Below are 23,405 nucleotides of genomic sequence, written 5' to 3' on the forward strand. Positions count from 1 at the left end.
GCGGTTGATGCGAAGGATCTTGTTATGGTGGGTAAACCACGATGGCAGGGTCCTTTTTTTATGTCCGCAATATTTTGGAATGGGAATGAAATCCAAACGTATGTTCCATCAAACGATACTTATGCTATACTAGTAATCAACATCTTTTTTGATAGAGAACGAACCAAAACGTGGATTTCATATGGATTTTGATACATTTGACGAATAGTGCGTGTTCAAAAAGGTCGATTTTCAGCACCGAGAAGGTTGGATGAAGCTAGGGACGTCAGGAGCGGAGCGTACGATTTGGGTACGTGAGCACCGGAAGGCCCGGCTGAATTCAAGATTCGATGCCGAGCTGCTTCCTGATTCGCTTCGTGATCAAAAGCGGACTTTTTGAACAACCTCTAATAGATTCAAGGGCATGATTTCACCGGAAGCGCAGCTTGTTTTGAAGGGTGAAGGAGTCCCTTTCGAAAGACGATGTAAAGGGGGCATAGCATGAGCATTCAATTTGTAATCGGCAGGTCGGGCAGCGGCAAAAGCACGTCGATCCGCCAAGAGATGATCGAGCGATTGGAGCAAGATCCCAAGGGGAATCCGATGATACTGATCGTTCCCGAGCAAGGGTCCTATGAAGCAGAGCATGCACTCGTTAATGCGGGAGGCATTCGCGGGATAATGCGCGCGCAAGTGCTTAGTTTCCGTCGACTGGCTTACCGCGTCATGCAGGAAAGCGGCGGGGCCGCAAAGGTGGCGATCAGTGAAGAAGGCAAGCGCATGCTGCTGTACAAAATTTTGCGGAGGCGCAAAGAAGAGCTCCAATTGTTCGGGGCTTCGGGAGAGCAGCATGGTTTTGTCGGTAAGCTGAGTGAGCTGTACACGGAAATGAAGCGCTATTGCATTGACGCATCCTGCGTAGAGGAGCAGCTGGGACAGATGGTATCTGGCTCCGGGAATTCACCGATGCTTCGGCGCAAGCTGGAGGACATCGTAACGGTTTTTCGCGATTTTGAGCTTGAGATTTCACGGTTCTACATGGATGAGGAAGATACGCTGGCCTCATTAGCAGCGGGCGTGACCCAATCGGACTATATCAAGCGCGCCGACATTTGGATCGATGGTTTTCATGGTTTTACGCCGCAGGAGTACCGGGTGCTCCGGGAAATTATGGCCCATGCCAACCATGTAACGATTGCGTTAACACTGGACAAGCCTTATATCAACGGCAATGTTCCGCATGAGCTGGATCTCTTTCATCCTACCGCAGTGACGTACATAAAGCTTAAAGGCATTGCCGATGAGATGGGGTTGGATATGGAGCATCGTATTCTGCAACCCGATGTTCTTCCCCGGTTTCAAGAATCCTCTTTGCTTGCCCACCTCGAGCGCGGTTATGATCGGAAGAAACGTTGGACGGAAGCTGCCCGAGATGGAAATACAGTGAGCAATCCGGACGGCAGCAGGACAGGACTTCTTCTGCATGCTGCCAGTCACCGCCGGGCTGAAATCGAAGGAGCTTTACGTGAAATGGTGCGTCTCGCCCGGGAAGAAGGAGCACGATACCGGGAAATGGCCGTGTTTGTCCGGAATATGGGAGAATATGAGCACCTGATAGGTCCTTTGTTCAAGGAACACGGTGTTCCTTATTTTCTGGATCAGAAGCGGAGCGAGCTGCACCATCCGCTGGTCGAATTTATTCGATCTGCTCTTGATATCATTGGACGCCGCTGGCGTTATGAGGACGTATTCCGCTGCGTGAAGACGGATCTGCTGCTGCCGCTGGACGGTTCGCTTACCCGTGAGGACATGGATCGTCTGGAGAACCACGTGCTGGCTTCCGGAATCCAGGGCTCGCGCTGGACGGATGGCCGCCCGTGGAAGGGAATTCCAAGCCTCTCATTAGAGGATGGAGAGAGTGAGGTGCGCAATCCGGATGGTATGCAGGCGATTGAGTATGCCAGAAAGGTGATTATGGAGCCTCTGCATGCGTTTGAGAAGCGGATGAAAAAGGCGGCGAGTGCAATGGATCAGAGCACCGCAGTCTATCGGCTTCTGGAGGAAATCGCTGTTCCCGAAAAGCTGGAGCTGTTAAGCCGTGCTGCTCTGGATGCCGGGCGTCCTGAGGAAGCGAGGGAGCATCGCCAGGTATGGGGGGCTGTGCTTGACCTGCTCGACCAGATTGTGGAGATGATGGGTGCGGAGAAGCTCAGCACCGAATTGTTCACGGGCGTGCTGGGTACGGGACTTACGGAGATGAAAATGGCTCTGGTGCCTCCGTCTCTGGATCAAGTGCTGATCGGTAGCATGGATCGGACACGGACGGGCGGGGTGAAATATGCTTTTCTGCTCGGCATTAACGATGGTGTTCTCCCAGCCCAGTTTCAGGACGATGGGATCCTGACAGAACCGGAGCGTGTTCAGCTCGAAGACCGCGGATTGGAGCTTGCTCCAAGCATATCCCGAAGACTGCTGGATGAACGGTTTCTGATTTATAATGCTCTGACTTCGGCTAGCAAGCAGCTGTGGGTCAGCTATCCTGCGGCAGACGATGAAGGCAAGACGTTACTGCCCTCCGAGGTCATCCGCCATTTGAAGATGATGTTTCAGGTGGAAGAGATGCCTTTATTTCCAAGACCGCATGCCGGGCAATCGGCCCGCGAGCAGGAGCATTATGCGTCCCGTCCTGATAAGACGTTGGCTTACTTGACGGGTCGGCTACGCGACTGGAGGAATGGAGAGGAGATCCCGAACATTTGGTGGCATGTGTACAATTGGTACGCGGAACGGCCGGAATTAAGGTCGCGTCTTTCTTCGATGCTCTCGTCCTTGTCTTACCGGAATGAAGCCCGGCCGCTTAAGCAGGAAACGAGCAGGCAGTTGTACGGAACGAAGCTGCGGACAAGCGTATCTCGGATGGAGCGCTTTGTTGCGTGCCCGTTTTCCCATTTTGCCTCCCATGGATTGAAGCTGAGAGAACGGCAGCTGTACCGTCTTCAGGCTCCTGACATCGGGCAGCTATTTCATGCTGCCTTAAGCAGCATGGCCATGAAGTTTCAATCCCAGCATCGAAGCTGGGGAGACCTGACCGCGGAGGAATGCTTGCGCGAGGCGGAAGCGACCGTCGATCGTCTTGCTCCCATGCTGCAGGGTGAAATCCTGCTTAGCTCCAAGCGATACGGATATATTTCGCGCAAGCTGAAAAATATCGTGGGCAGAGCGTCCGTGATTTTAGGTGAACAAGCAAGGCGCGGCAAATTCGAGCCGATCGGCCTTGAGCTTGATTTCGGTCCCGGGAAGCCGCTGCCACCCCTGACGTTTGAATTGCCGAACGGGGTCAAGATGGAGATTGTCGGGCGCATTGACCGGGTCGACATGGCACGCGGAGAGCATGGGATCATGCTTCGGGTCATCGATTATAAATCCAGCCAGAAGGATCTGCGATTGCATGAGGTCTATTACGGGTTATCCCTGCAGATGCTGACCTATCTGGACGTGTTGCTGACGTTTGCGGAGGACTGGCTCGGTGAACAGGCTTTGCCTGCGGGAACCTTGTATTTCCACGTTCATGATCCAATCTTGCAATCTGCAAACGGCATGACGCCGGAACAGGCGGCAGAGGAGCTGCTCAAACGTTACAAAATGAAGGGCTTGCTGCTGGCAGACCGCGAAGCGGTTTCCCTCATGGATTCGTTCCTTGAAAAAGGGCACTCGGCCATTCTGCCAGTCGCCGTCAAAACGGACGGCAGCTTCTACAGCAGCGCAGCCGTGGCAACGCCTGACCAGTGGGAGACCTTGTTGTCCGCCGTGCGGGAGAACATGCTGAATATCGGCTCCAGAATTACGGGGGGCGATGTCGCGATTGTGCCATACCGGATTCAGCAGGAGACCGCCTGCACGTACTGTTCCTTCCGGCCTGTATGCCAGTTCGACGACGCAATTGAGGGCAGCGAATATCAGCTGCTGGGTAAACCGGGTAAAGATCAGGTTTGGGATATGCTTGGACATCCGAAGGGAGGAGAGAGCCGGTGAGAGAGATGATAGCAAAACCCGAGGGCAGCATGTGGAGTGACGACCAGTGGAAAGCCATCGCGCTGTCTGGCGATGATATGCTGGTTGCAGCTGCAGCAGGTTCAGGGAAGACCGCCGTGCTGGTTGAACGGATCATTCGCAAAATCCTCGACGATTCCGCGGGGTTCAGCGTAGACCGGCTTCTTGTAGCTACGTTTACCAAGGCTGCGGCTGCCGAAATGCGGGGACGGATTCGGGAAGCGCTTGACCGTGAGCTGGACCGGGATCCAGACAATGAGCATATCCGGCGTCAGCTTGCTTTGCTTGGCAGGGCGTCAATTACAACGCTGCACTCCTTTTGCATGGAAGTCATTCGGCGATATTATCAGTTAATACCGCTGGATCCGGGATTCCGCATTCTGAATGAACATGAGGCGGATTTAATGCGGCAGGATATGCTGGAGGAGCTGTTTGAAGAGAAATACGGCGAGGCCGAGGGCGACCAGGAAAGTCGGTTTCTTCATTTGGCGGACTGGTTCAGCGGCGAGCGAACGGATGACGCGCTGTACCGTCTCGTTCAGCGCCTCTATGATTTCTCCCGCAGCCATTCCTGGCCGGCACACTGGCTAAGGGAAACGGCTGCCGGCTTCCAGGTACAAGATACGGAGGCTCTCGGACAAACGCCATGGGTTCAAAGCATTTTGGCTGACGCCCGTCTGGCTTTGAACGGAGCGGCTGGTTTGCTGCAGCAAGCCAGGGCGATCGCCATGCAGCCGGGAGGGCCTGCACCGTATGTGGACAATCTCGATGAGGACTTGCGATTGGTCGCCTCCCTGCTTGAGGCCATCGATAGTTCGTCGTGGGAATCGTTGTACGGCATTTTCCGCGAGGCGTCTTTCGGCAAGCTCAAATCCGTTCGGAAGGATGAGGTGCTGCCGGAGCTTCAGGAACAGGTTAAGGAACTGCGCGACAACGTGAAGAAAATCGTCAACGAGCTGAAAAGTGCATTGTTTGGCCGTCCGGCATCGGAATTTTTGCAGGAACTTCACACGGCAGCGCCGCTGATGATGGAGCTGGCCGAGACGGTTATCGCTTTTGGCGAGCGATATCGGGAGGCCAAAGCGGCCAAAGGCATGGTCGATTTTAACGACCTTGAACATTACTGCCTTCATATTCTTCGTCACCCTGATTCCGTGCCGGGGCATATGATGCCTTCCGATGCGGCGATGGAATACCGCGAGCAGTTTGATGAAGTGCTGCTCGACGAATATCAGGATACGAACAGCGTACAGGAAGACATTGTACGATTGATCTCCAGGGAAATGCCGGGCAACCGGTTTATGGTCGGTGACGTGAAGCAGAGTATTTATCGGTTCCGCTTGGCGGAGCCGGGACTGTTTCTCGATAAATATAAGACGTTTTCTTCCGAGGCAAGCACGGCTCAAGCCGGCATCCGGATTGATCTGGCCCGTAATTTCCGCAGTCGGATGGAAGTGGTGGATGCCGTTAATTTACTGTTCCGGCAGATCATGAATGAATCCGTAGCCGAGATTGCCTATGATGCTCGAGCGGAGCTTGTATGCGGCGCTTCCTTTCCGGAGCAGGAGGTTCAGGGCGGCACGAACCCTTACACGCCTGAATTGCTCCTGATCGACCGTCTTGGAAAAGGGATGGAGGAGCAGTCCGAAGAATCGGCTTCCGAAGAGGACGGGGTTCATCTTGAGGTTGAGGCGCTTGAGATGGAAACCGCCCAGCTGGAGGCTCGCGCCATTGCCCGCAGAATTCGTGAGATGACGGGCGAAAACGGGAAGCCGCTCATGGTGTACGATAAAGGACTGAAATCGATGCGGCCCGCGGGGTATGGGGACATGGTTATTTTGCTGCGCTCAGCCATGGTATGGGCACCATTAATTATAGAGGAGCTGCGGCAGGAAGGGATTCCGGCGTTCGGCGAGCAGAACAAAGGGTACTTTCAGGCGACGGAAGTGGAGATCACCTTATCGCTGCTGCAGGTGATTGATAATCCCCGTCAGGATATTCCCCTGGCTTCCGTATTGCGCTCGCCGATACTCGGATTATCCGAGGAAGAGATGGCACAGGTACGCCTGTGTGCCAAAGGGACTTATTACGATGCGCTTAAGGCGGCAGTCGCGTTAAGTGTCGCCCCGTCGGTCATGGATTCGGCGCGCTCTGTGGGCTTCGTGGATGGCAAATGGACGCCGGGCGTAGAGCTGGAAGGTTTGGCCGAAGCAGCAGCAGGTCATGAGCTCGTTGCAGGCAGCCTTCTTTCGGATGCTCCGCTATCAGCGGAAGGTCAGAATATCGAAATATCTCCAGAGCTTAGCTCAAAACTTGGATTGTTTATGGATCGGCTTCAGCGCTGGCGGCAGGAAGCGCGCCAAGGAAGCCTGAGCGACCTGATCTGGCGAATTTATAGCGAAACCGGGTATTTGGATTGGGTTGGCGGTCTGCCCGGCGGCAAGCAGCGTCAGGGCAATCTGACCGCCTTGTATGACCGGGCGGTGCAGTATGAACAGGATACAGCCTCCAGAGGTCTCTTCCGTTTCCTGACCTTTATCTCCCGGCTCCGGGAGCGAGGCGGGGATCTTGGCACGGCCGGCGGTACGGAAAGCCAGGGCAATGCGGTGCGCCTGATGACCATTCACAAGAGCAAGGGGCTGGAATTCCCGGTTGTTTTTGTAGCGGGATTGTCCAAAAATTTCAACCAGCAGGATTTGAATTCCCCTTTCCTTATGCATAAGGAGCTTGGTTTTGGACCGAAGTTTGTGGATGAAGGCATGCGCGTTAGCTATCCCACGCTGCCTAACCTGGCGATCCGGCGCAGGTCGCAGCTGGAGCTGTTGGCTGAGGAGATGCGCGTGCTCTACGTTGCCCTTACGCGGCCTAAAGAGAAAATGATTCTGGTCGGCACGGTGAAGGATTTGCCGAAGAAGGTGGCTGCGTGGGCACAAGCCGATTTTAACCCGGAGCTTCTTCTGCCGGATTACGTCCTTGCCCGGGGCCGGAGTTACTTGGATTGGATCGGCCCGGCCGTGATACGCCATCCATCCGCAGGTCTGCTCCGCGAGAAGGCGGGCTTATCTGGGGAGACGAACTCGCGCGTGTTGAGAGAAGATCGATCGCAATGGATATTTTCGATCGAGACGCCGGAATCCTTGGCGCAGGGCATGATCGGCATTAAGGATGACGCGCAGGAGGATAACGATGACCGGATGAAGAAACTGAATGCCCTGCACAAGCTCGAGCCGGTTGTTCCGGTGGCTAGTTTAGCCGAAGCGGAAGATAAGGGCACGGATGATCAACGTGCAAGCATTTATGAGCGCTTGTCTTGGAGATATCGTTATGAAACGGTCAGCCAAATTTCCGCCAAAACGTCCGTAACGGAGATGAAGAAGCTGCTTGCCTTGCAGGACAGCCCCTCCCTGGATCTGCTGGAGGAGCAGGCCGTAAAACGTCAGAGCAAGGAAAATATCGGGGCAGGCGCATCCTTCACACTAAGCTTGCGGCGGCCGAAATTTATGGAGTCAACGAAGCTGACACCTGCGGAACGGGGAACCGTGTATCATACGATCATGCAGCATGTGCCTCTTCAACGATTGGAGGGAGCCGAGGATCCGACGCCGGAGATCGAAGACACGATCCGCTACCTTGTGGAAAAAGAAATCTTAACCGCTGAGCAGGCAGCCGCGGTGGAAGCCACGGAGATGAGCGGCCTGTTTGCTTGCGAGTTAGGGAAGCAGCTGCTGACAGCAGAGGATGTCTGGCGCGAGATGCCGTTTTCATATGCACTCCCCGCAGCTGAAGCTTATCAAGGGCTCGCTTTCATGGACCAAATCTCGGACCAAGCGGCCGAAGCAGCGCCGGATGTGCAGCTCCTTCAGGACGAAACCGTGCTGATCCAAGGGGTTGTGGACTGCCTGTTCAGGCAGGACGGTAGACTTGTGCTGCTGGATTATAAAACGGACCGGGTGCTTGATCATCGCGGCGGCGTTTCGGCCTTGGCAGAGCAGTACCGTTTTCAGCTGGATCTATATGCAAAGGCCTTGGAGGATATTTTAGGCGAGCCCGTACATGAAAAATGGCTGTACTTTTTTGATGGGGGACATGCCGTTCAACTATAGTCGTTTCGATTTGTTTGATTTGGAAGTTTGAAGTGGGAGAGGAGATTAGCGATGCGTATTTTGCATACCGGAGACTGGCATCTGGGGCGCGCACTTGAAGGCCGGAGCAGGCTTGCAGAGCAGGAGCGCTTTCTGGATGAGCTGGTTCAGCTGGCAGATGAAGAGCAGGCCGATCTGATCCTCATGGCGGGGGATGTTTATGATTCCGTAAATCCGCCTGCGGCGGCAGAGCAGTTGTTTTATGATGCGGCCGCCAGGCTTACGGAGGGGGGCCGCCCTATGGTGGTCATTGCAGGCAACCATGATCAGCCGGAACGGGTTGCATCGGTCACGCCGCTTGTTGCAACCAGGGGCATAACGCTGATTGGGACTCCCGTCGCCGATGCGATCACGGTTACAGCGGCACGTACCGGAGAAACGGCCAAGATTGCAGCACTCCCTTATCCGTCGGAGGCCAGGCTCAATGAGCTGCTATCGATCGATGGAGATGAGGATCAGCTCCGGCGTGCCTATAGCGAGAGAGTCGGGCAACTGATGAGGAAGATGGCAAGGGAATTTTCTCCGCAGACGGTCAATCTGGCCATGAGCCATATTTATGTACTTGGCGGCGTTGAGAGCGATTCCGAGCGGCCGATTCAGGTCGGTGGAGCGTACACAGTTGATCCGTTGGCACTCTCTGTAGGCGCATCCTACACGGCGCTTGGTCACCTCCATCGTTCTCAGGCAGTAAAAGGGGAGGGAATTATCCGCTACAGCGGTTCACCGCTGGCCTACAGCTTCTCGGAAGCGGGACAGGCCAAATCGGTGACCCTGGTTGACGTATCGCCAGGAGGAGCACCCGTGATCGAAGAGCTGTTTCTCCGCAGCGGTCGCCCGCTTGTTCGCTGGAAGGCCAAAGGCGGCTTGGAAGAAGTGTATCGATGGCTTGATGAGGGGCGTGATCCTGAAGCTTTCATAGATCTGGAGGTATCCCTAACGGAGGCCATGGGGCTTGCTGACATTCAGCGACTTCGAAAGAGCAGGGACGGCATTGTTCACATCCGTCCGGTTTACCCGGAGATGGAGGCGCTGGAGCTGGAGAGCGAACGTTCCCGACTGCCGCTGCCGGACCTGTTCCGAAAGTTCTACCAGCGGCAAACCGGCGGGGCGGAGCCCGAGGATCATCTGGTCGATTTGTTTCTGGAGCTTGTAGAGGAAGAGGAGTCTGACGGGATGGAGGTGAAGCCGTAAGATGAAACCGATCTTGTTGAAGTTATCCGGACTGCAGAGTTATCGAGAAACGCAGGAGATTGATTTTGAGACGTTGTGCGAAACCGGACTCTTCGGTATTTTCGGACCGACGGGAAGCGGGAAATCCACGCTGCTGGATGCTATTACTCTAGCCATGTACGGAAAGGTGGAGCGCGCAGTTAACGGAACCCAGGGCATCATGAATCATTCGGAGGACAGCTTGTCCGTCTCCTTTACGTTTGAGTTGTCTTCCGCTGCCGGGCTGGAGCGATACCGGGTAGAGCGCCGATTCAAACGGGTCAACGAGCTCTCCATCAGCAATACGGTGAGTCGATTTATCCACGTTACCCCCGATGGGGATCAGGTGATGGCGGATAAATTGGCCGAAGTCACCCGCTGCGTAGAAGAGAAAATCGGACTTAAAATGGATGATTTTACCCGCGCGGTCGTCCTTCCTCAAGGAAAGTTTGCCGAATTCCTCTCCCTGAAGGGGAGTGAGCGTCGGCAGATGCTTCAGCGGCTGTTTCATTTGGAACGGTACGGAGACCAGCTTGCGATCAAGCTCAGCCGCCGCGTTAAGGATACAGAGGGCTCGCTGAAATCCGTCGAAGCTGAACAGCAAGGGTTGGGCAGTGCAGGCAAAGAAGCTTTGGCGGAAGCGACTACGGTGCTGGAAGATGCCAAGAAACACGCGGCCTCATCCAGGATTATTCTCCAGACTGCCATTGAAGCCCATGAAGCCATGGGTAAAATCCGTGAGCTGGATATGGAAAAACGGCGGCTGCAGGGGAAACTGGACGAGCTTGCCCTTCGTGAGGAAGAGATGAAGGAGCTGGAACGAAAGCTTGAGCTGACAGGGGCGGCAGCCGCTGTTCTCCCTGCGCTTGAAGCATGGCGCGAAACCGGTAAGGCCTGGGATCAGCGGCGGCAGATTGCCGAAGGACTCACCAGGCAAGCAGCAACCGCTCAGAAGGCGGCGGAACAGGCCGTAAAGACGGATGAAGCTGCCCAGGCAGCCCTTCGGGCCGAGGAACCGAAGCTGGTGCTTCGGGAGCAGCAGCTGGAGCAAGCTGTTGTATTGCAGCGGGAACGTGATGGATTACGGGAAGAATTGATTAGGCTGGATGCACAGCGAGTGGATGCACGCAAAGAGCTTGAAGGGGTAACTGCCCAGCTGCAGAAGGAGCAGGAGCTGCTTGAACGAGGCCGAAAGCGGCAGGAGGAGCTGCAAGCCAAGCTGAAAGGGCTTGAGACCCGCTCTGGTGAGCGCCAGGCGCTTCATATGGCGATGCAGAAGGTTCAAGCCCTCGAGTCAGCCGGCAGACAGAAGCAGAAGGCTGAGCTTGATCTAAAGTCACAGGAGAGCAAGCTGAAGGCGCAAGAGGCAAGGCTTATTGCCCTGCAGAAGCAGGAGCAAGAATTACAGCGGCACTACATACAGCTCTTTGTGCAAGCTGACAGCTTGCAGCGTGATGCAGCCGAAGCCTCATCGTTTGCCGATCGGATGGCAGCCGCGGCAGCTCAGGTAAACCAGGCGATGAGCCAATCGCTTCGGGACAAACAGCTTCATGCCCTGTCCCTTTCGCTGGCCGCCGAGCTTCAGGCAGGAGCGCCCTGTCCGGTTTGCGGGAGCGAACATCATCCTCGCCCTGCTTCATCAGGGCAGCCTGAAGAGAATCTTGATGAGAGCATGGATCGGCTGACGCAGATCACGCATCAGATCCAGGAGGCCAGATTAACCCTGCGGGGGCAGCTTAACGAAGCGGAAGCACTGGCTAGCCAAACGCGCTCGCAGATTGAGGCGTACGCAGATGACGAGGAGCTTGCCGTCAAACGCGACGGGCAGGAGCAGGAACACGGATGGATGGAGGCGGCAGTGTCAGCCATACCTGCCGCTGATAAACCGTACGATGTGGAAAGACTTGCTTCGGATACAACATGGCTCCTAAAAGCAGCCGAAACTCAGGTTGCTGCCATCGGACAATGCCATACGGAAGCCTCCAAGCTACAGCAGAGCCTCTCCACATGCCAGCAGGAGCTTATGAAACAGAGCGCCGCGCTTGAGAATGGTCAAATGACATGGAACCAGCTGCGGGATCAGCTTGCAGGGCTGGAAGCAGAAGCTGAAGGCATTCTGAATTCCTGGCAGGAAGACAAGCCGGATTTCTCTCTGGAAGAGGCGGACGGCCGTTTTAAGCTCATGCAAGAGAAGGATGCGGAATCCGAGTCGATTAAGGAAGGGCTTGAGCGCAGTGTTCCATTTATCGAGGAGAAGAAGCAGGCTGTCCTTCGCTTGGAGCAGCAGCTTCGTGAGCTGGAGAAGCAGCTGATTCAATGGGATGCGCAGCGTGAAGGTAAGATGGAGGGGCTGAAGGATAAAGAAGAACGTCTTCAGTCATGGATCGGCGACCGGTCGGCTGAGGAGCTGCTGGGCGAATGCCGGACCAGAATGACGATGCTGAAGGAATCCGCGGAACAAGCCAGAAGTGAGTGCAGGAAGGCAGAGGAGAAGGCTCAGCATGCAGCCAAGGAAGCAGCTCTTGCAGAACAGGCTGAGAGAGCCGCGCAGGAGCAGCATCAAGCTGCCAAGCTTGCCTGGGAGAACCAGCTGGCAGGCTCACCGTTCGCTACGGAGCGTGCCGTCATGGAAGCCTGTTTAACCCCGGAAGAAATTGAACGATGTGCACAGTTAGTGAAAGCACATCGGGAAGGACAGCGGGAATGGACGCTGAGACTTCGCGACGTCGAACAGAAGCTTGGCGCAAGCCCTTTTCATGAAGAGGAGTGGAAGCGGTGCTCAGCCGAGCTTCAGGCGGCCCGTACAGCCGATGAGGATGCCCTTCAAGCGAGAGCTCGAGCTGAGCGGGACTTGGAAGACCTGAACAAACGTCACATCCGTTTTATGGAATTGGAAGAGCAGCGTCTTCGACTTCAACGAGAAAGCGAGCGCTTGTCCAAATTGCAGTCCTGCTTGCGCGGAAACGCGTTTGTTGAATACATTGCGGAGGAGCAGCTGATGCAGGTGAGTCAGTCCGCTTCCCAGCGTCTTCGCTATTTGACCAAGCAGCGCTACTCACTTGAGGTGGACTCCGGGGGGGGATTCGTCATTCGGGACGATGCCAACGGCGGCGTCCGGCGTCCGGTATCCACACTATCCGGCGGCGAGACATTCCTGACCTCATTGGCCTTGGCTTTGGCACTCTCGGCACAAATTCAGCTGCGCGGGCAATATCCACTGCAGTTCTTTTTCCTCGACGAAGGGTTCGGCACGCTGGATCCGGAGCTGCTGGAGACGGTCATTACCGCGCTTGAGCGCCTCCATACGGATAAGCTGACCGTTGGCATTATCAGTCATGTACCCGAGCTTCGGGCGCGTCTGCCGCGCAAGCTGGTCGTACGGCCGGCGGAGCAAGCGGGAGCGGGATCGCAGCTTGCGATCGAATCGATGTAATAGCGAAACATGGATGATGTGATCTAGATCACGGAAACAGCAACATGGCACTGTTATAGTACAGATAAGCCGACATATGCAAGAAGCACCGGGCAGGCGCTTGATCATGAGAGATTCCTATCTTTTTCCTTGCTCTCATGATCAAGCGCCTCCTTACTGGACAGCTGCGTTCCAGGGGTGCTTCTCTTTTTTTTGTGAGTATGCCTTAATTGTCATCTATTGGACGCACTGCCTAATTTCTTATATGATAAAAGCATGTAAACGTATGAAAGGGGTAACCGTAATGGATTGTCTTTTTTGTAAAATCGTAGAGGGTGAGCTTCCTTCCACGAAGGTACTCGAGAATGATAAGGTGCTTGTTTTTCAAAACATTAACCCGGAGGCGCCGGTTCATGTCCTGATTCTTCCCAAGAAGCATATCGCATCCATGAACGATATTCAGGATGAAGATTTGCTGCTGATTGGCGAGATGCACAAAGCGGCTAAAGAAGCCGCGGCGAAGCTGGGCATTGCGGAGAGCGGTTATCGATTAATTAACAACTGCGGACCCGATGGGGAACAATCGGTGTTTCATGTGCACTATCATCTGATGGGCGGTCGCCGTTTGGGCGCTTTAACAGGCATTTCACCCGCTCATACATAACAACAGGCCAATGAAGAAATAGATCAGCCTCGCAGCGGGAGCGTCGCAGCGGGGTTGTTCTAATTCTTGCCACTATCGTAAAATAGATGTCTAAGGTTGACACCCTATTTCCGTTTGCCCTATAATGAAGTTTGATGAACCGTGTTAATGCTCTTGGACGGTCTGGTCGGAGGGAGGGAAAACTGGTGTCTGAAACTAAAGTTCGCAAAAACGAGACAATTGATGCTGCACTTCGTCGCTTCAAGCGTTCCATTGCTAAAGATGGCGTATTGGCTGAAGTGAAGAAACGCAAGCATTATGAAAAGCCAAGCGTAAAGCGCAAGAAAAAGTCCGAGGCTGCTCGTAAGAGAAAGTTTTAGGAGGATCTGAACTAGCATGAATCTTAGCGAACGATTGAACGAAGATATGAAGCAAGCGATGAGGAGTAAGGACAAGTTCAAACTCTCAACGATTCGAATGGTTCGTTCGACGATAAAAAATCTTGAAATAGATTTGAAACGAAGTTTGGATGACAACGAAGTGCTTGATATTTTTAGTCGTGAAATCAAACAGCGCAAAGATGCCCTCCAAGAATTTGAAAAAGCGGGACGCGACGATCTTGCCGCCGATGCAAAAGCAGAAATTGAGCTCCTTAGCGCCTACCTCCCGGAACAGCTTACTGAAGAAGAAATTAAAGTCATTGTACAGCAGACCATCCAGGAAACCGGTGCTTCTTCAAAAGCCGAGATGGGTAAAGTAATGAGCGCTCTCATGCCGAAAGTTAAAGGGCGTGCAGATGGAAAGCTTGTCAATCAAGTTGTTCAACAATTTCTGTAACAACATAAGTGAAACACCCCTTGTTTTCTCAAGGGGTGTTTTTTCTTTTTTATGGGTATGCTTTCGAGGACCGCCTCTTCGCGATGGTTTTTTTAAGAATGGGTATACTTTTTGAAACGAAATCGTTTCTGATTCGTAATAACTACCATATGAGTGCAAGTAGATACATATGCTTATGCAAAAGGCAGGTCGCTGAACCCTTTTTGTCGAAGTAAGGGTACAGATGGCTTAATACGTCGAAAAGGAGGGGAACAGATTGAGCAAATCGTTTTGGATCCGCAAATTCCTGACATTCACGGCAGCAGTTGTTATGATGCTGATATCCATCGGAGTGTATGTAGGTCCAGTGAAATCCGCAATGGCGGCTAACATCGGGTCGGTATACGTCATTCCGGTCAAGCAGCAGATCGAGCGTGGCCTAACCAGCTTTATGGAACGCGGGTTTAAGGAAGCCGAGAAGATGGGGGCAGGATTAATCGTCCTGGAAATCGATACGCCGGGAGGTCTGGTCGACCAAGCCGGTAAAATTGCAGCCTTGATGAAGGACAGCGATATTCCGATCGTGGCTTACATTACGGGTGATGCCGCATCGGCAGGCAGTTACATCGCGCTTAATGCAGACAAGATTGCCATGTCCAAGGGTAGTATGATCGGCGCGGCTTATATGGTGGATGCCAGAGGAAATCCGATTGAGGATGCGAAGATGGTTTCCTGGTGGAAAACCAGCATGGCAAGTGCTGCAGAAGCTTCAGGTCGAAATCCGGAAATTGCCAAGGGAATGGCTGATCTAAATCTAAAGGTCGATATACCTGAAATCGGTTTGACCAAGCAGCCAGGCGAGATTATATCGTTGACGCATGATGAAGCGCTCAAGACAGGTTATGCGGATACGATTGCAACCAGCACAGAGGAAGTCATTGCGTGGATGGATTATTCCACGGAGGATGTGTTTCGGATGGAGCCGACCTTCTCAGAGAAGTTGGCTACCTTTCTTACGCATCCCGGTGTGATGACGCTGCTGCTCTTCATTGGTATCGCAGGTGTCATTATCGAAGTGATTGTTCCGGGCTTTGGTGTGCCGGGAATTCTAGGGGTGACCGCATTTGTACTGTATTTCTTCGGTAACCAGGTCGCTGGATTTGCCGGTTGGGAGACCTGGCTGCTGTTTGTGATCGGGATCGTGATGCTGGCGATGGAGCTGTTTGTGCCAAGCTTCGGGATACTGGGTATCATCGGATCAGCCAGCTTGATTGCTGGCGTCGTTATGGCGGCCTACAGTACGTCTCATGTCGCCCTGTCCCTTGGTATTGCAGCCGCATGTGCTTTGGTGGCTATCATCGTGGTCGCTCTCGTATTTAAGGAACGGGGGATATGGCGTAAGTTTATACTCAGTGAGAGCCTATCGAAGGAGCAGGGATATATTCCGAATGAAGACCGGGATGTACTTATCGGTCTGGTCGGAACTTCGATTACGCCGCTTCGGCCGGCTGGAACGATGGAGCTTGAGGGACGACGGCTTGATGTGGTTACCCTTGGAGGATTCATCGATTCCGGCCGCCCGGTCCGCGTCATCAAGACGGACGGCACCAGAATTGTGGTAGAGGAAGAAAAAGGGTGAACCTTGCCGCGTAATTGTGTAGTATTAAAAGGGCTAGTGTTGTAAATGTTCTAAGTTTATGAAGCCAATATTCAATAATGGAGGGTAAACGAATATGGAATTGGATGGTTCATTGGTACCGATTCTTCTAATCGGTGTTGTCGCGATTATCGTGCTTAGCGTGTTTTTCAGTTTCTTCCCGTTGATGCTCTGGATCTCGGCGATCGCTTCCGGCGTTCGCGTGGGGATTATTACATTGGTGGCTATGCGTCTGCGGCGTGTAACGCCAAGCCGGATCGTGAATCCGCTCATCAAGGCGACAAAAGCAGGTCTGGGTCTAAACATTAACCAGTTGGAGAGTCACTATCTGGCAGGCGGTAACGTAGACCGGGTAATTAATGCCTTGATTGCAGCCCAACGTGCGAATATTCCGCTCGAATTCGAAAGAGCTGCCGCGATTGATCTTGCGGGACGTGATGTTCTGCAGGCAGTTCAGATGAGTGTTAACCCGCGCGTCATTGAGACGCCAACCGTTGCGGCTGTAGCAAAAGACGGTATTGAAGTGAAAGTTAAAGCCCGTGTAACCGTACGTGCCAACATTGACCGTTTGGTCGGGGGCGCTGGCGAAGAGACAATTATTGCTCGTGTTGGTGAAGGTATCGTAACTACAGTAGGTTCCAGTAATTCGCATAAAGATGTCCTTGAAAATCCGGATATGATCTCGAGAACGGTCCTGTCCAAGGGGCTAGATGCAGGGACAGCGTTTGAAATCCTGTCGATCGATATCGCGGACGTGGATGTAGGCAAAAACATCGGCGCGTACTTGCAGACCGAACAGGCGGAAGCCGACAAGCGTATTGCCCAAGCGAAGGCGGAAGAGCGCCGTGCCATGGCGGTAGCCCAAGAGCAAGAGATGAAGGCTCGCGTCGTGGAGATGAGAGCGCGCGTTGTGGAATCGGAATCTCAAGTTCCGCTGGCTATGGCTGAAGCACTTCGCAGCGGCCAACTCGGCGTGATGGATTATATGAACCTGAAGAATATCGAAGCCGACACCCAAATGAGGGGTTCCTTCGGTAAGATGGGCGAGAATAATGACAATTCCGGAGACAACAAAACCAAGTAACGATGAGGTGAGCCTATAGTGAGCTGGTTATTTGATAATATTTACATTGTAGCTGTTATAGGCTTCTTCATTATTTCCGCCCTCGGAAGACGCGGCAAGAACCCTGAGGAGGGGAAAAAAACCCGTATGCCGTCCTTTGGCGGCGAAGGGGACCGTCCTGCAAGACCGGGGCAGCAGCGGCCACAGCGGCCTGAAGTTAGACGGGTACAGACGACTCCACAAGTCTCCCGTCCGGCACCTGTTCAGGAAAGCACCCGGATCGAGCGGATGGATGAAGAAGAGACGGATACGGGAAACGGATACTCTCTTGAACATCGAGAGATTGATCGAGCGAGACGTGAGGAAGAGATGAGGTCTCACCCAGATAGCATAGATCATAGAATCGAGATGATGGAGAGGGATTTGAACCGAATTCACTCAAATTTGAACCAGATGACCATCGCATTACCTGAAACGGTTGTCGAAAGCCAGGACGAAGACCGTGAACAGTCTAGGGGCAACGGATCGTTTCTTGCAGAACAAGCTCGAAATGGCATTGTTTGGGCCGAAATTCTAGGAACTCCACGTGCCAAGCGCCCCATGAATCCTCGGCGTTAATTGGATGCAGTTAATAGATTCATAGAAGCGGGAGACCGCCTCGTCAGATTTTTTGACGGGGCGGTCTTTTTACTTTTCATCTCATAAAACAGCTTCTTGGGGCATAAGGTGTACAGTACAGGAAGGGGGAAAGTCTCCATATGTCCCGCATCAGCCGCAAGCTGCAGAAATGGACCCAAGAGATGCTTGATTTGCCACAGGACCTGTTATTTGATTTGCCGCGGTTGACCCTGATTGGCAATAAAGAGCTGCATATCGAAAATCATCGCGAAGTTCGGCATTTTTCCGAGGAGCGACTTGTGTTGTCTTTAACGCAGGGTTCTTTGGAGATTTCGGGGACCGGACTTGCGATTCAGGCTATTCAAAGTCATGAAGTGACCATCATTGGCACCATTCATCATATTCAATACATAGGAACGGGGGAGAAACCGTGAAGATTCCAACGATGATCCATCTTCGAGGATATTTGAAGCTCGCTGTTCGCGGTGAGCATGTGGAAGCATTCATCAATTCATTGGCGGAGGCGGGGATCCCGGTTTGGGATGTAACACCGACAGGGGCTCACTCAGCAGAGCTTAAGCTGCTGCTGAAGGATTTCAGAGGGCTCCGTCCGCTGTTAAAACGGACAGGCTTCCGTACGCGCATCAAGGGGCGCTACGGATACCCCTTCAAAGCTCGCCGCCTGCTGAAACGCAAAGCGTTTGTAATCGGCGTTGTTGCGTTTTTTATGATCCTGCTGACGCTTTCCTCGATGGTGTGGAATGTGGAAGTAGAGGGGAATGAAACCATCGCTTCAGAAGATGTGTTAGATGCGGCCAAGTTGGAAGGGATCTACCCGTTTCAATGGATATTCAAGCTGCAATCGCTGGACAAGCTGTCCGGGAATATGACGGCCCGCCTCCCGGGAACTTCATGGGTAGGGGTGGAACGCAACGGGACGCGCATGCGCATACAGATCGTAGAGGCGGCCGTTCCGGAGAAACCGCCGCTTCAGAGCCCAAGGCATCTGATCAGTACACAGGACGCTGTCATCACCCATATATACGCTGAGAAGGGGATCCCTAAAGTAGGGATTAACAGCAGGGTAAAGAAGGGCGACGTTCTGATCTCCGGTGTCCTTGGCGATGAGGAAAACTCGGAACGAATTGTAGCCAAAGGGGAAGTGAAAGGCCTTGTATGGCATGAATACGATATCGAGATTCCATTGGTGAAGACACATAAGGTTTATACGGGGGAAGGGAAGAAGCGCTCCTATATCGTATTTGGTGATCGGGCCGTCCAGTTGTGGGGATACGGGGATATTCCGTTTTCGCAGCAGGAGACCTTGACCTTCTATGATCCGCTTACTTGGAGGACGCGCGTGCTTCCGCTGGGCTGGATGACGGAAAAGATCATGGAGGTTACCGAGGTCCAGCGGACCATAAACGAGGATGAAGCGAAAAAAGAGGGAATCGAGGGAGCACGCCGGGATATTTTGGCGAAATATGGGGCGAATTCCAAATTCGTAAGCCAAAAAATTTTGCATGATAAGAAAGAGAATGGTAAAGTTTATATGAAAGTGCTTTTTGAGGTGGAAGAGACCATCGCAAAAGAACTTCCCATAGTATATGATCAAGGAGAATGAGGCTATTTGTCACAGCAAACGACCAGCATTCAAATTTTACTTCAAAGCGCGTCAGAAGGTCTGTCCTTATTCGGACCACAAGATACATTTCTTAAACTAATCGAAAAAGAAATTCCTGCGACGATTGATTCACGGGAAGCAGTCATCACCATTCGGGGACAACATCGAAATGTGGAGAGTCTTCAGCAGCTGTTTGAAGTGCTGCTCCAGCTTGTGCGTAACGGCTACATTTTGACCGAGCGTGATATTCTTTATGCAGTAGAACTTGCCAAGGATCTGAGAGCGGATCAATTGCTGGATCTGTACAAGGGCGAAATCACGACAACCTTCAAGGGTAAGCCTATTCGTGTGAAAACCATCGGTCAGAAGCACTATGTGACCACCATCAAGAAACGGGATATTGTATTCGGTATCGGTCCTGCCGGAACAGGGAAAACCTACCTGGCCGTTGTTCTGGCTGTTGCCGCACTGAAGGAGGGATCCGCCAAACGGATCATTCTGACAAGGCCTGCAGTCGAGGCTGGAGAGAGCCTGGGCTTCCTGCCGGGAGATCTGCAGGAGAAGGTTGATCCTTATCTCAGACCGTTGTACGATGCCTTATACGACGTCATGGGCCCGGATCAAACGGCCAAGGCACTAGAGCGTGGGTTGATTGAAATTGCGCCGCTTGCTTACATGCGCGGGCGGACGCTGGATGATTCATTTATTATTTTGGACGAAGCACAGAATACCACACCGGAGCAGATGAAGATGTTTCTGACACGGCTTGGATTCGGCTCGAAGATGGTCATAACAGGGGACGTAACCCAGATTGACCTGCCGCGAGGCAAGAAATCAGGACTTATCGAAGCTAAAAGGATATTAAGCGAAATTGAGGAAGTCGGATTCGTCTATTTTGCCGAACAGGATGTCGTACGCCACTCTTTAGTACAAAAAATCATCGTCGCTTATGATAAAGCAGCAGAAAACCAAGATTAAAGGGGATTGTCGCAATGGCCTCCAAAGAACCATCGACGGACAAGTCCATATGGGGTAAAAACAGCGGATGGAAATATAGCGTGGCAACACGCTATATTCTGTTTTTGCTGCTTGCTTTACTCTTTTATATCAGTCTAGCATCCAAGCTTTTGCCGGAGCGGTATGACATACAGGTTAATACGAAAAGCGAAAAAAATATCGTGGCGCCCGTGCAAATTGAGGATAGCAAGGCAACGCTGAAGGCGCAGGAGGCGGCGGCGGAGAACGTCCAGCCGATTTACCCTCTCGTTCCTCTGCGGAATGACGTTCTGGTTACGCAAATCCTTGACCGTATTGAACGTGTGAATCAGGACGTGGATATAAGCTCCGCGGAAAAGGTGGAAGTTTATCGCAGAGAAATTCCGAGGATGGCCCGAGAATTCGTGCAAAACTTCGTGTCGGCCAACAGCACGAATGAAGCTTATTCCAAAGAGCTGCTTCAGGAAATGCAGCGGGTCATCGAAGAACAAACCTATCGGATCCCTGAGGAAACGTTCATTAAGATACCGAGGTTGAATTCGGAAGATATTATTCAGATGAAGCCTGTAGCTCGCGAGATTGTATCCAGGCTGATGCTGAACGAAATCGTGGATGCCGATACGGCCCGTACCCGCGTGGCGGAGAGAGTGAACACAAGCTCGTTGAATGATCGGACCGCCAGGGAAGTCGTTCAGGAATTGGCGAGTTTAACGATTACGGCCAACAAGTTCTATGATGAGGTTGCCACGAAAAATGCGAAGGTTGAGGCCAGAGAGAATACCCCGCCCGTGTTTATCAAACAAGGGGATATCCTCGTAGCGAAGGGCCAGTTGATCACACCGGAGCTATACGAGCTGCTTGGTAAAAACGGCCTGCTGAAGGACGATATTAATTACTGGCCTGAGCTGGGCGTTCTGCTTCTGTCCGTCTTGCTGTCTCTTGGCATACTCAATTTCATCCGGCAGTCGGAACCCGGTAAATTCAAATATAACAACTCGCAGCTGCTAATGCTGGTCCTGGTGTATGTGATCACGCTGATCCCCATGCATTTGACCGCATTTCTGCAAAGCGATTCCCAAATGTATGTGGGATATCTTGCACCTGTCGCGATTGGCGCGATTCTGATTGCCCTGCTGCTGGAAACCTCGCTGGCCTATTTCAGCGTTATCATTTTCAGCATCATGGCAAGTGTTATATTGAACGTGCAAGGCGAATTGTTTGACTTCAAGTTCGGGCTATTCGCAGCCGTGACTTCTTGCGTGGCGATCTTCTCGATTCACCGCGCGAGCCAGCGGTCGACGATGCTGAAGGGCGGTATTATGGCTTCTCTCTTCGGCTCATTGATCGTGTTTATCATGCTGCTGCTCAATAACGATACATGGACTACGAGCGAAACGCTGTATTCGATCGGTTTTGCCATCGCCGGCGGCTTGTTAACGGCCATCCTGGTTATCGGGTTAATGCCGTTCTTCGAAGTAACCTTCGGTATTTTGTCGGCGCTGAAGCTGGTGGAATTATCGAACCCGAACCATCCGCTGCTCCGCAAACTGTTGACGGAGACGCCGGGAACATATCACCACAGTGTCATGGTCGGAAATTTGTCCGAAGCTGCGGCAGAAGCGATTGGCGCCAATGGACTGCTGTGCCGCGTCGGTTCCTACTATCATGATATCGGAAAAACTAAGCGGCCGATCTATTTCATCGAGAACCAGAACAATATGGAGAACCCGCATGATTCCATTGAACCGAAGCTGAGTAAATCCATTATCGTTGCTCACGCAAGGGATGGCGTGGAAATGCTCAAGGAGTACAAGCTGCCTAAACCGATACGGGATATCGCAGAGCAGCACCATGGTACAACGTTTTTACACTATTTTTATCATAAAGCGGTTCGCCAGGCTGAGGAGCAGGGCATCGAACCGGATTTCACCGAAGATGATTTCCGTTATCCAGGACCGAAGGCTCAATCCAAGGAGTCTGCGATTGTCGGCATAGCTGACAGCGTGGAAGCGGCTGTCCGTTCATTGCGTAAACCGACGGTGGAACAGGTTGAATCGATGATCGAGAAGATTATCAAAGGTCGCCTGGACGACCATCAGTTTAATGATTGTGATTTAACGATGAAGGAACTGGATATTATCGCCAAGACATTAAAGGAAACGGTGATGGGGATTTTCCATTCCCGGATCGAATATCCGGAAGATGTGAAGCGTCCCAAGCCGTCCGCACCAAATGGCGATATCTCGACTGCTTCCGAGACATCCGCAACGAGTGAGGAACAGAGAAGGAGCGTATAAGAATGAGCCTGCAGCTGGCATGGAATAACGAACAAGAGGATTTTCAGATTAGCGAGGAATTGATCGCCCTGCTTGAAGTGATTCTTCAGAAGGCCGGAGAGGCTGAAGGCGTAACCGATGGAGAGGTGGATCTGACCTTTGTCGATGATGAGCAGATCCATGAATTGAATCGGGAGTATCGTGGAATCGATCGTCCGACCGACGTTCTCTCCTTTGCAATGAATGAGATTACGAACGATGAGCTTGAGATCATTTATGAGCTTGAAGAGGGAGAAGATCTGGAGAGCGTGCCGGATGTTCTGGGTGATATCATTATCTCGGTCCCTCGGGCGAAGCTGCAAAGCGAAGAATATGGTCATTCCTTGGAACGGGAGCTTGGTTTTCTGTTTGTTCACGGATTTCTGCATTTGCTCGGATATGATCATCAGGATGAGGCGAGCGAAGCGGAAATGATGGGCAAGCAGGAGGCTGTACTTGCAGAAGTAGGATTGACAAGATAGTGAAGCCGCACAGACAATCGTTATACAGGGCATTTGGGTGCGCGATACGCGGCATCTTGACGGCTGTACAAACGGAACGTAATATGAAAATCCACATTGCTGCTGCCTTGATTGTATTCATCGCAGCAGCTTTGCTGCAATTGGATCGAATGAGCTGGTTGTTTTTGTTATTGGCGATTGCCCTCGTATTTATCGCGGAGTTGGTGAATACTGCAGTAGAGGCCATTATCGATCTGATCTCGCCAGAAGAACATGTTTTAGCTCGGGTGGCTAAGGATACAGCAGCCGGTGCAGCGTTAGTTGCAGCGGTGTTTGCCGTCGTAATTGGCATTCTGGTCTTCTATGAACCGGTATGGGAATGGATACAATCAATGACAAGTTAAACAATAGGAGGAACTG

General features: G+C 52.6%; 17 protein-coding genes. All 17 read left to right on the forward strand.

All coding sequences use genetic code 11. The features are described from left to right. The first annotated feature begins 250 nt into the window (after nt 1–250). The 17 genes from J7E85_RS34555 (at nt 251) to J7E85_RS10595 (ending at nt 23,389) form a co-directional block, all read left to right on the forward strand. Entirely contained in the window at nt 251–379 is a 129-nt protein-coding gene (locus J7E85_RS34555) for a hypothetical protein (RefSeq protein ID WP_272914357.1), read from the forward strand. Between the two features lie 101 nt (nt 380–480). Continuing rightward, a complete protein-coding gene (gene addB, locus J7E85_RS10520; RefSeq protein WP_215157545.1) occupies nt 481–4,011 on the forward strand; it encodes a helicase-exonuclease AddAB subunit AddB in 3,531 nt (1,176 codons plus the stop codon). 5 nt (nt 4,012–4,016) lie between these two features. After that, nucleotides 4,017–8,132, forward strand: a complete 4,116-nt coding sequence (gene addA, locus J7E85_RS10525) for a helicase-exonuclease AddAB subunit AddA (protein WP_215157730.1) — start codon at nt 4,017–4,019, stop codon at nt 8,130–8,132. Nucleotides 8,133–8,183: 51 nt separating this feature from the next. Further along, nucleotides 8,184–9,362: an exonuclease SbcCD subunit D gene (locus J7E85_RS10530; RefSeq protein ID WP_215157547.1), complete on the forward strand. Its 1,179-nt coding sequence runs from the start codon at nt 8,184–8,186 to the stop codon at nt 9,360–9,362. A 1-nt stretch (nt 9,363) separates the two neighbouring features. Further along, nucleotides 9,364–12,813 carry an AAA family ATPase gene (locus J7E85_RS10535; RefSeq protein WP_215157549.1) on the forward strand — a complete coding sequence of 1,150 codons (3,450 nt, stop codon included), beginning with the start codon at nt 9,364–9,366 and terminating at the stop codon, nt 12,811–12,813. A gap of 283 nt (nt 12,814–13,096) precedes the next feature. Continuing rightward, nucleotides 13,097–13,456, forward strand: a complete 360-nt coding sequence (locus tag J7E85_RS10540) for a histidine triad nucleotide-binding protein (RefSeq protein WP_215157551.1) — start codon at nt 13,097–13,099, stop codon at nt 13,454–13,456. 185 nt (nt 13,457–13,641) lie between these two features. Beyond that, on the forward strand, nt 13,642–13,815 hold the full coding sequence (gene rpsU / locus J7E85_RS10545) for a 30S ribosomal protein S21 (RefSeq protein WP_005547957.1): 174 nt from the start codon (nt 13,642–13,644) through the stop codon (nt 13,813–13,815). Between the two features lie 16 nt (nt 13,816–13,831). After that, nucleotides 13,832–14,272, forward strand: coding sequence for a GatB/YqeY domain-containing protein (locus J7E85_RS10550; RefSeq protein WP_053489149.1), 441 nt, complete (start codon nt 13,832–13,834; stop codon nt 14,270–14,272). Between the two features lie 313 nt (nt 14,273–14,585). Then, nucleotides 14,586–15,890 carry an NfeD family protein gene (locus J7E85_RS10555; protein ID WP_251035640.1) on the forward strand — a complete coding sequence of 435 codons (1,305 nt, stop codon included), beginning with the start codon at nt 14,586–14,588 and terminating at the stop codon, nt 15,888–15,890. A 94-nt stretch (nt 15,891–15,984) separates the two neighbouring features. Continuing rightward, a complete protein-coding gene (floA, locus tag J7E85_RS10560; protein ID WP_285228807.1) occupies nt 15,985–16,992 on the forward strand; it encodes a flotillin-like protein FloA in 1,008 nt (335 codons plus the stop codon). 18 nt (nt 16,993–17,010) lie between these two features. After that, the gene (locus J7E85_RS10565; protein ID WP_215157553.1) at nt 17,011–17,589 is read left to right on the forward strand and encodes a hypothetical protein; all 579 of its coding nucleotides are present in this window, start codon (nt 17,011–17,013) and stop codon (nt 17,587–17,589) included. 140 nt (nt 17,590–17,729) lie between these two features. Continuing rightward, nucleotides 17,730–18,023 (forward strand): sporulation protein YqfC, encoded by a 294-nt coding sequence (gene yqfC, locus J7E85_RS10570; protein WP_215157555.1) that lies wholly within the window; start codon nt 17,730–17,732, stop codon nt 18,021–18,023. Beyond that, a complete protein-coding gene (gene yqfD / locus J7E85_RS10575; RefSeq protein WP_215157557.1) occupies nt 18,020–19,213 on the forward strand; it encodes a sporulation protein YqfD in 1,194 nt (397 codons plus the stop codon). The genes yqfC and yqfD overlap by 4 nt, the downstream gene beginning before the upstream one ends. A gap of 6 nt (nt 19,214–19,219) precedes the next feature. Continuing rightward, entirely contained in the window at nt 19,220–20,191 is a 972-nt protein-coding gene (locus J7E85_RS10580; protein WP_215157559.1) for a PhoH family protein, read from the forward strand. A 14-nt stretch (nt 20,192–20,205) separates the two neighbouring features. Then, nucleotides 20,206–22,506, forward strand: a complete 2,301-nt coding sequence (locus tag J7E85_RS10585) for an HD family phosphohydrolase (protein WP_215157561.1) — start codon at nt 20,206–20,208, stop codon at nt 22,504–22,506. A gap of 2 nt (nt 22,507–22,508) precedes the next feature. Beyond that, nucleotides 22,509–23,006, forward strand: coding sequence for an rRNA maturation RNase YbeY (gene ybeY / locus J7E85_RS10590; protein WP_215157569.1), 498 nt, complete (start codon nt 22,509–22,511; stop codon nt 23,004–23,006). Beyond that, a complete protein-coding gene (locus J7E85_RS10595; RefSeq protein WP_213645366.1) occupies nt 23,006–23,389 on the forward strand; it encodes a diacylglycerol kinase family protein in 384 nt (127 codons plus the stop codon). Before ybeY ends, J7E85_RS10595 begins: the two co-directional genes overlap by 1 nt. The last annotated feature ends 16 nt before the right edge of the window (nt 23,390–23,405 follow it).

This window comes from Paenibacillus sp. ISL-20, from assembly GCF_018613005.1.
Lineage (GTDB): Bacteria > Bacillota > Bacilli > Paenibacillales > Paenibacillaceae > Paenibacillus_AQ.

Bases quoted from the DNA above. Each gene is read 5' to 3' on its own strand.
- J7E85_RS10555 (WP_251035640.1), top strand. From the start codon at position 14,586: ATGCTGATATCCATCGGAGTGTATGTAGGTCCAGTGAAATCCGCAATG.
- J7E85_RS10550 (WP_053489149.1), top strand. From the start codon at position 13,832: ATGAATCTTAGCGAACGATTGAACGAAGATATGAAGCAAGCGATGAGG.
- J7E85_RS10535 (WP_215157549.1), top strand. From the start codon at position 9,364: ATGAAACCGATCTTGTTGAAGTTATCCGGACTGCAGAGTTATCGAGAA.
- addA (WP_215157730.1), top strand. From the start codon at position 4,017: ATGATAGCAAAACCCGAGGGCAGCATGTGGAGTGACGACCAGTGGAAA.
- J7E85_RS10540 (WP_215157551.1), top strand. From the start codon at position 13,097: ATGGATTGTCTTTTTTGTAAAATCGTAGAGGGTGAGCTTCCTTCCACG.
- ybeY (WP_215157569.1), top strand. From the start codon at position 22,509: ATGAGCCTGCAGCTGGCATGGAATAACGAACAAGAGGATTTTCAGATT.
- yqfC (WP_215157555.1), top strand. From the start codon at position 17,730: ATGTCCCGCATCAGCCGCAAGCTGCAGAAATGGACCCAAGAGATGCTT.
- J7E85_RS10585 (WP_215157561.1), top strand. From the start codon at position 20,206: ATGGCCTCCAAAGAACCATCGACGGACAAGTCCATATGGGGTAAAAAC.
- J7E85_RS10530 (WP_215157547.1), top strand. From the start codon at position 8,184: ATGCGTATTTTGCATACCGGAGACTGGCATCTGGGGCGCGCACTTGAA.
- J7E85_RS34555 (WP_272914357.1), top strand. From the start codon at position 251: ATGAAGCTAGGGACGTCAGGAGCGGAGCGTACGATTTGGGTACGTGAG.
- addB (WP_215157545.1), top strand. From the start codon at position 481: ATGAGCATTCAATTTGTAATCGGCAGGTCGGGCAGCGGCAAAAGCACG.
- floA (WP_285228807.1), top strand. From the start codon at position 15,985: ATGGAATTGGATGGTTCATTGGTACCGATTCTTCTAATCGGTGTTGTC.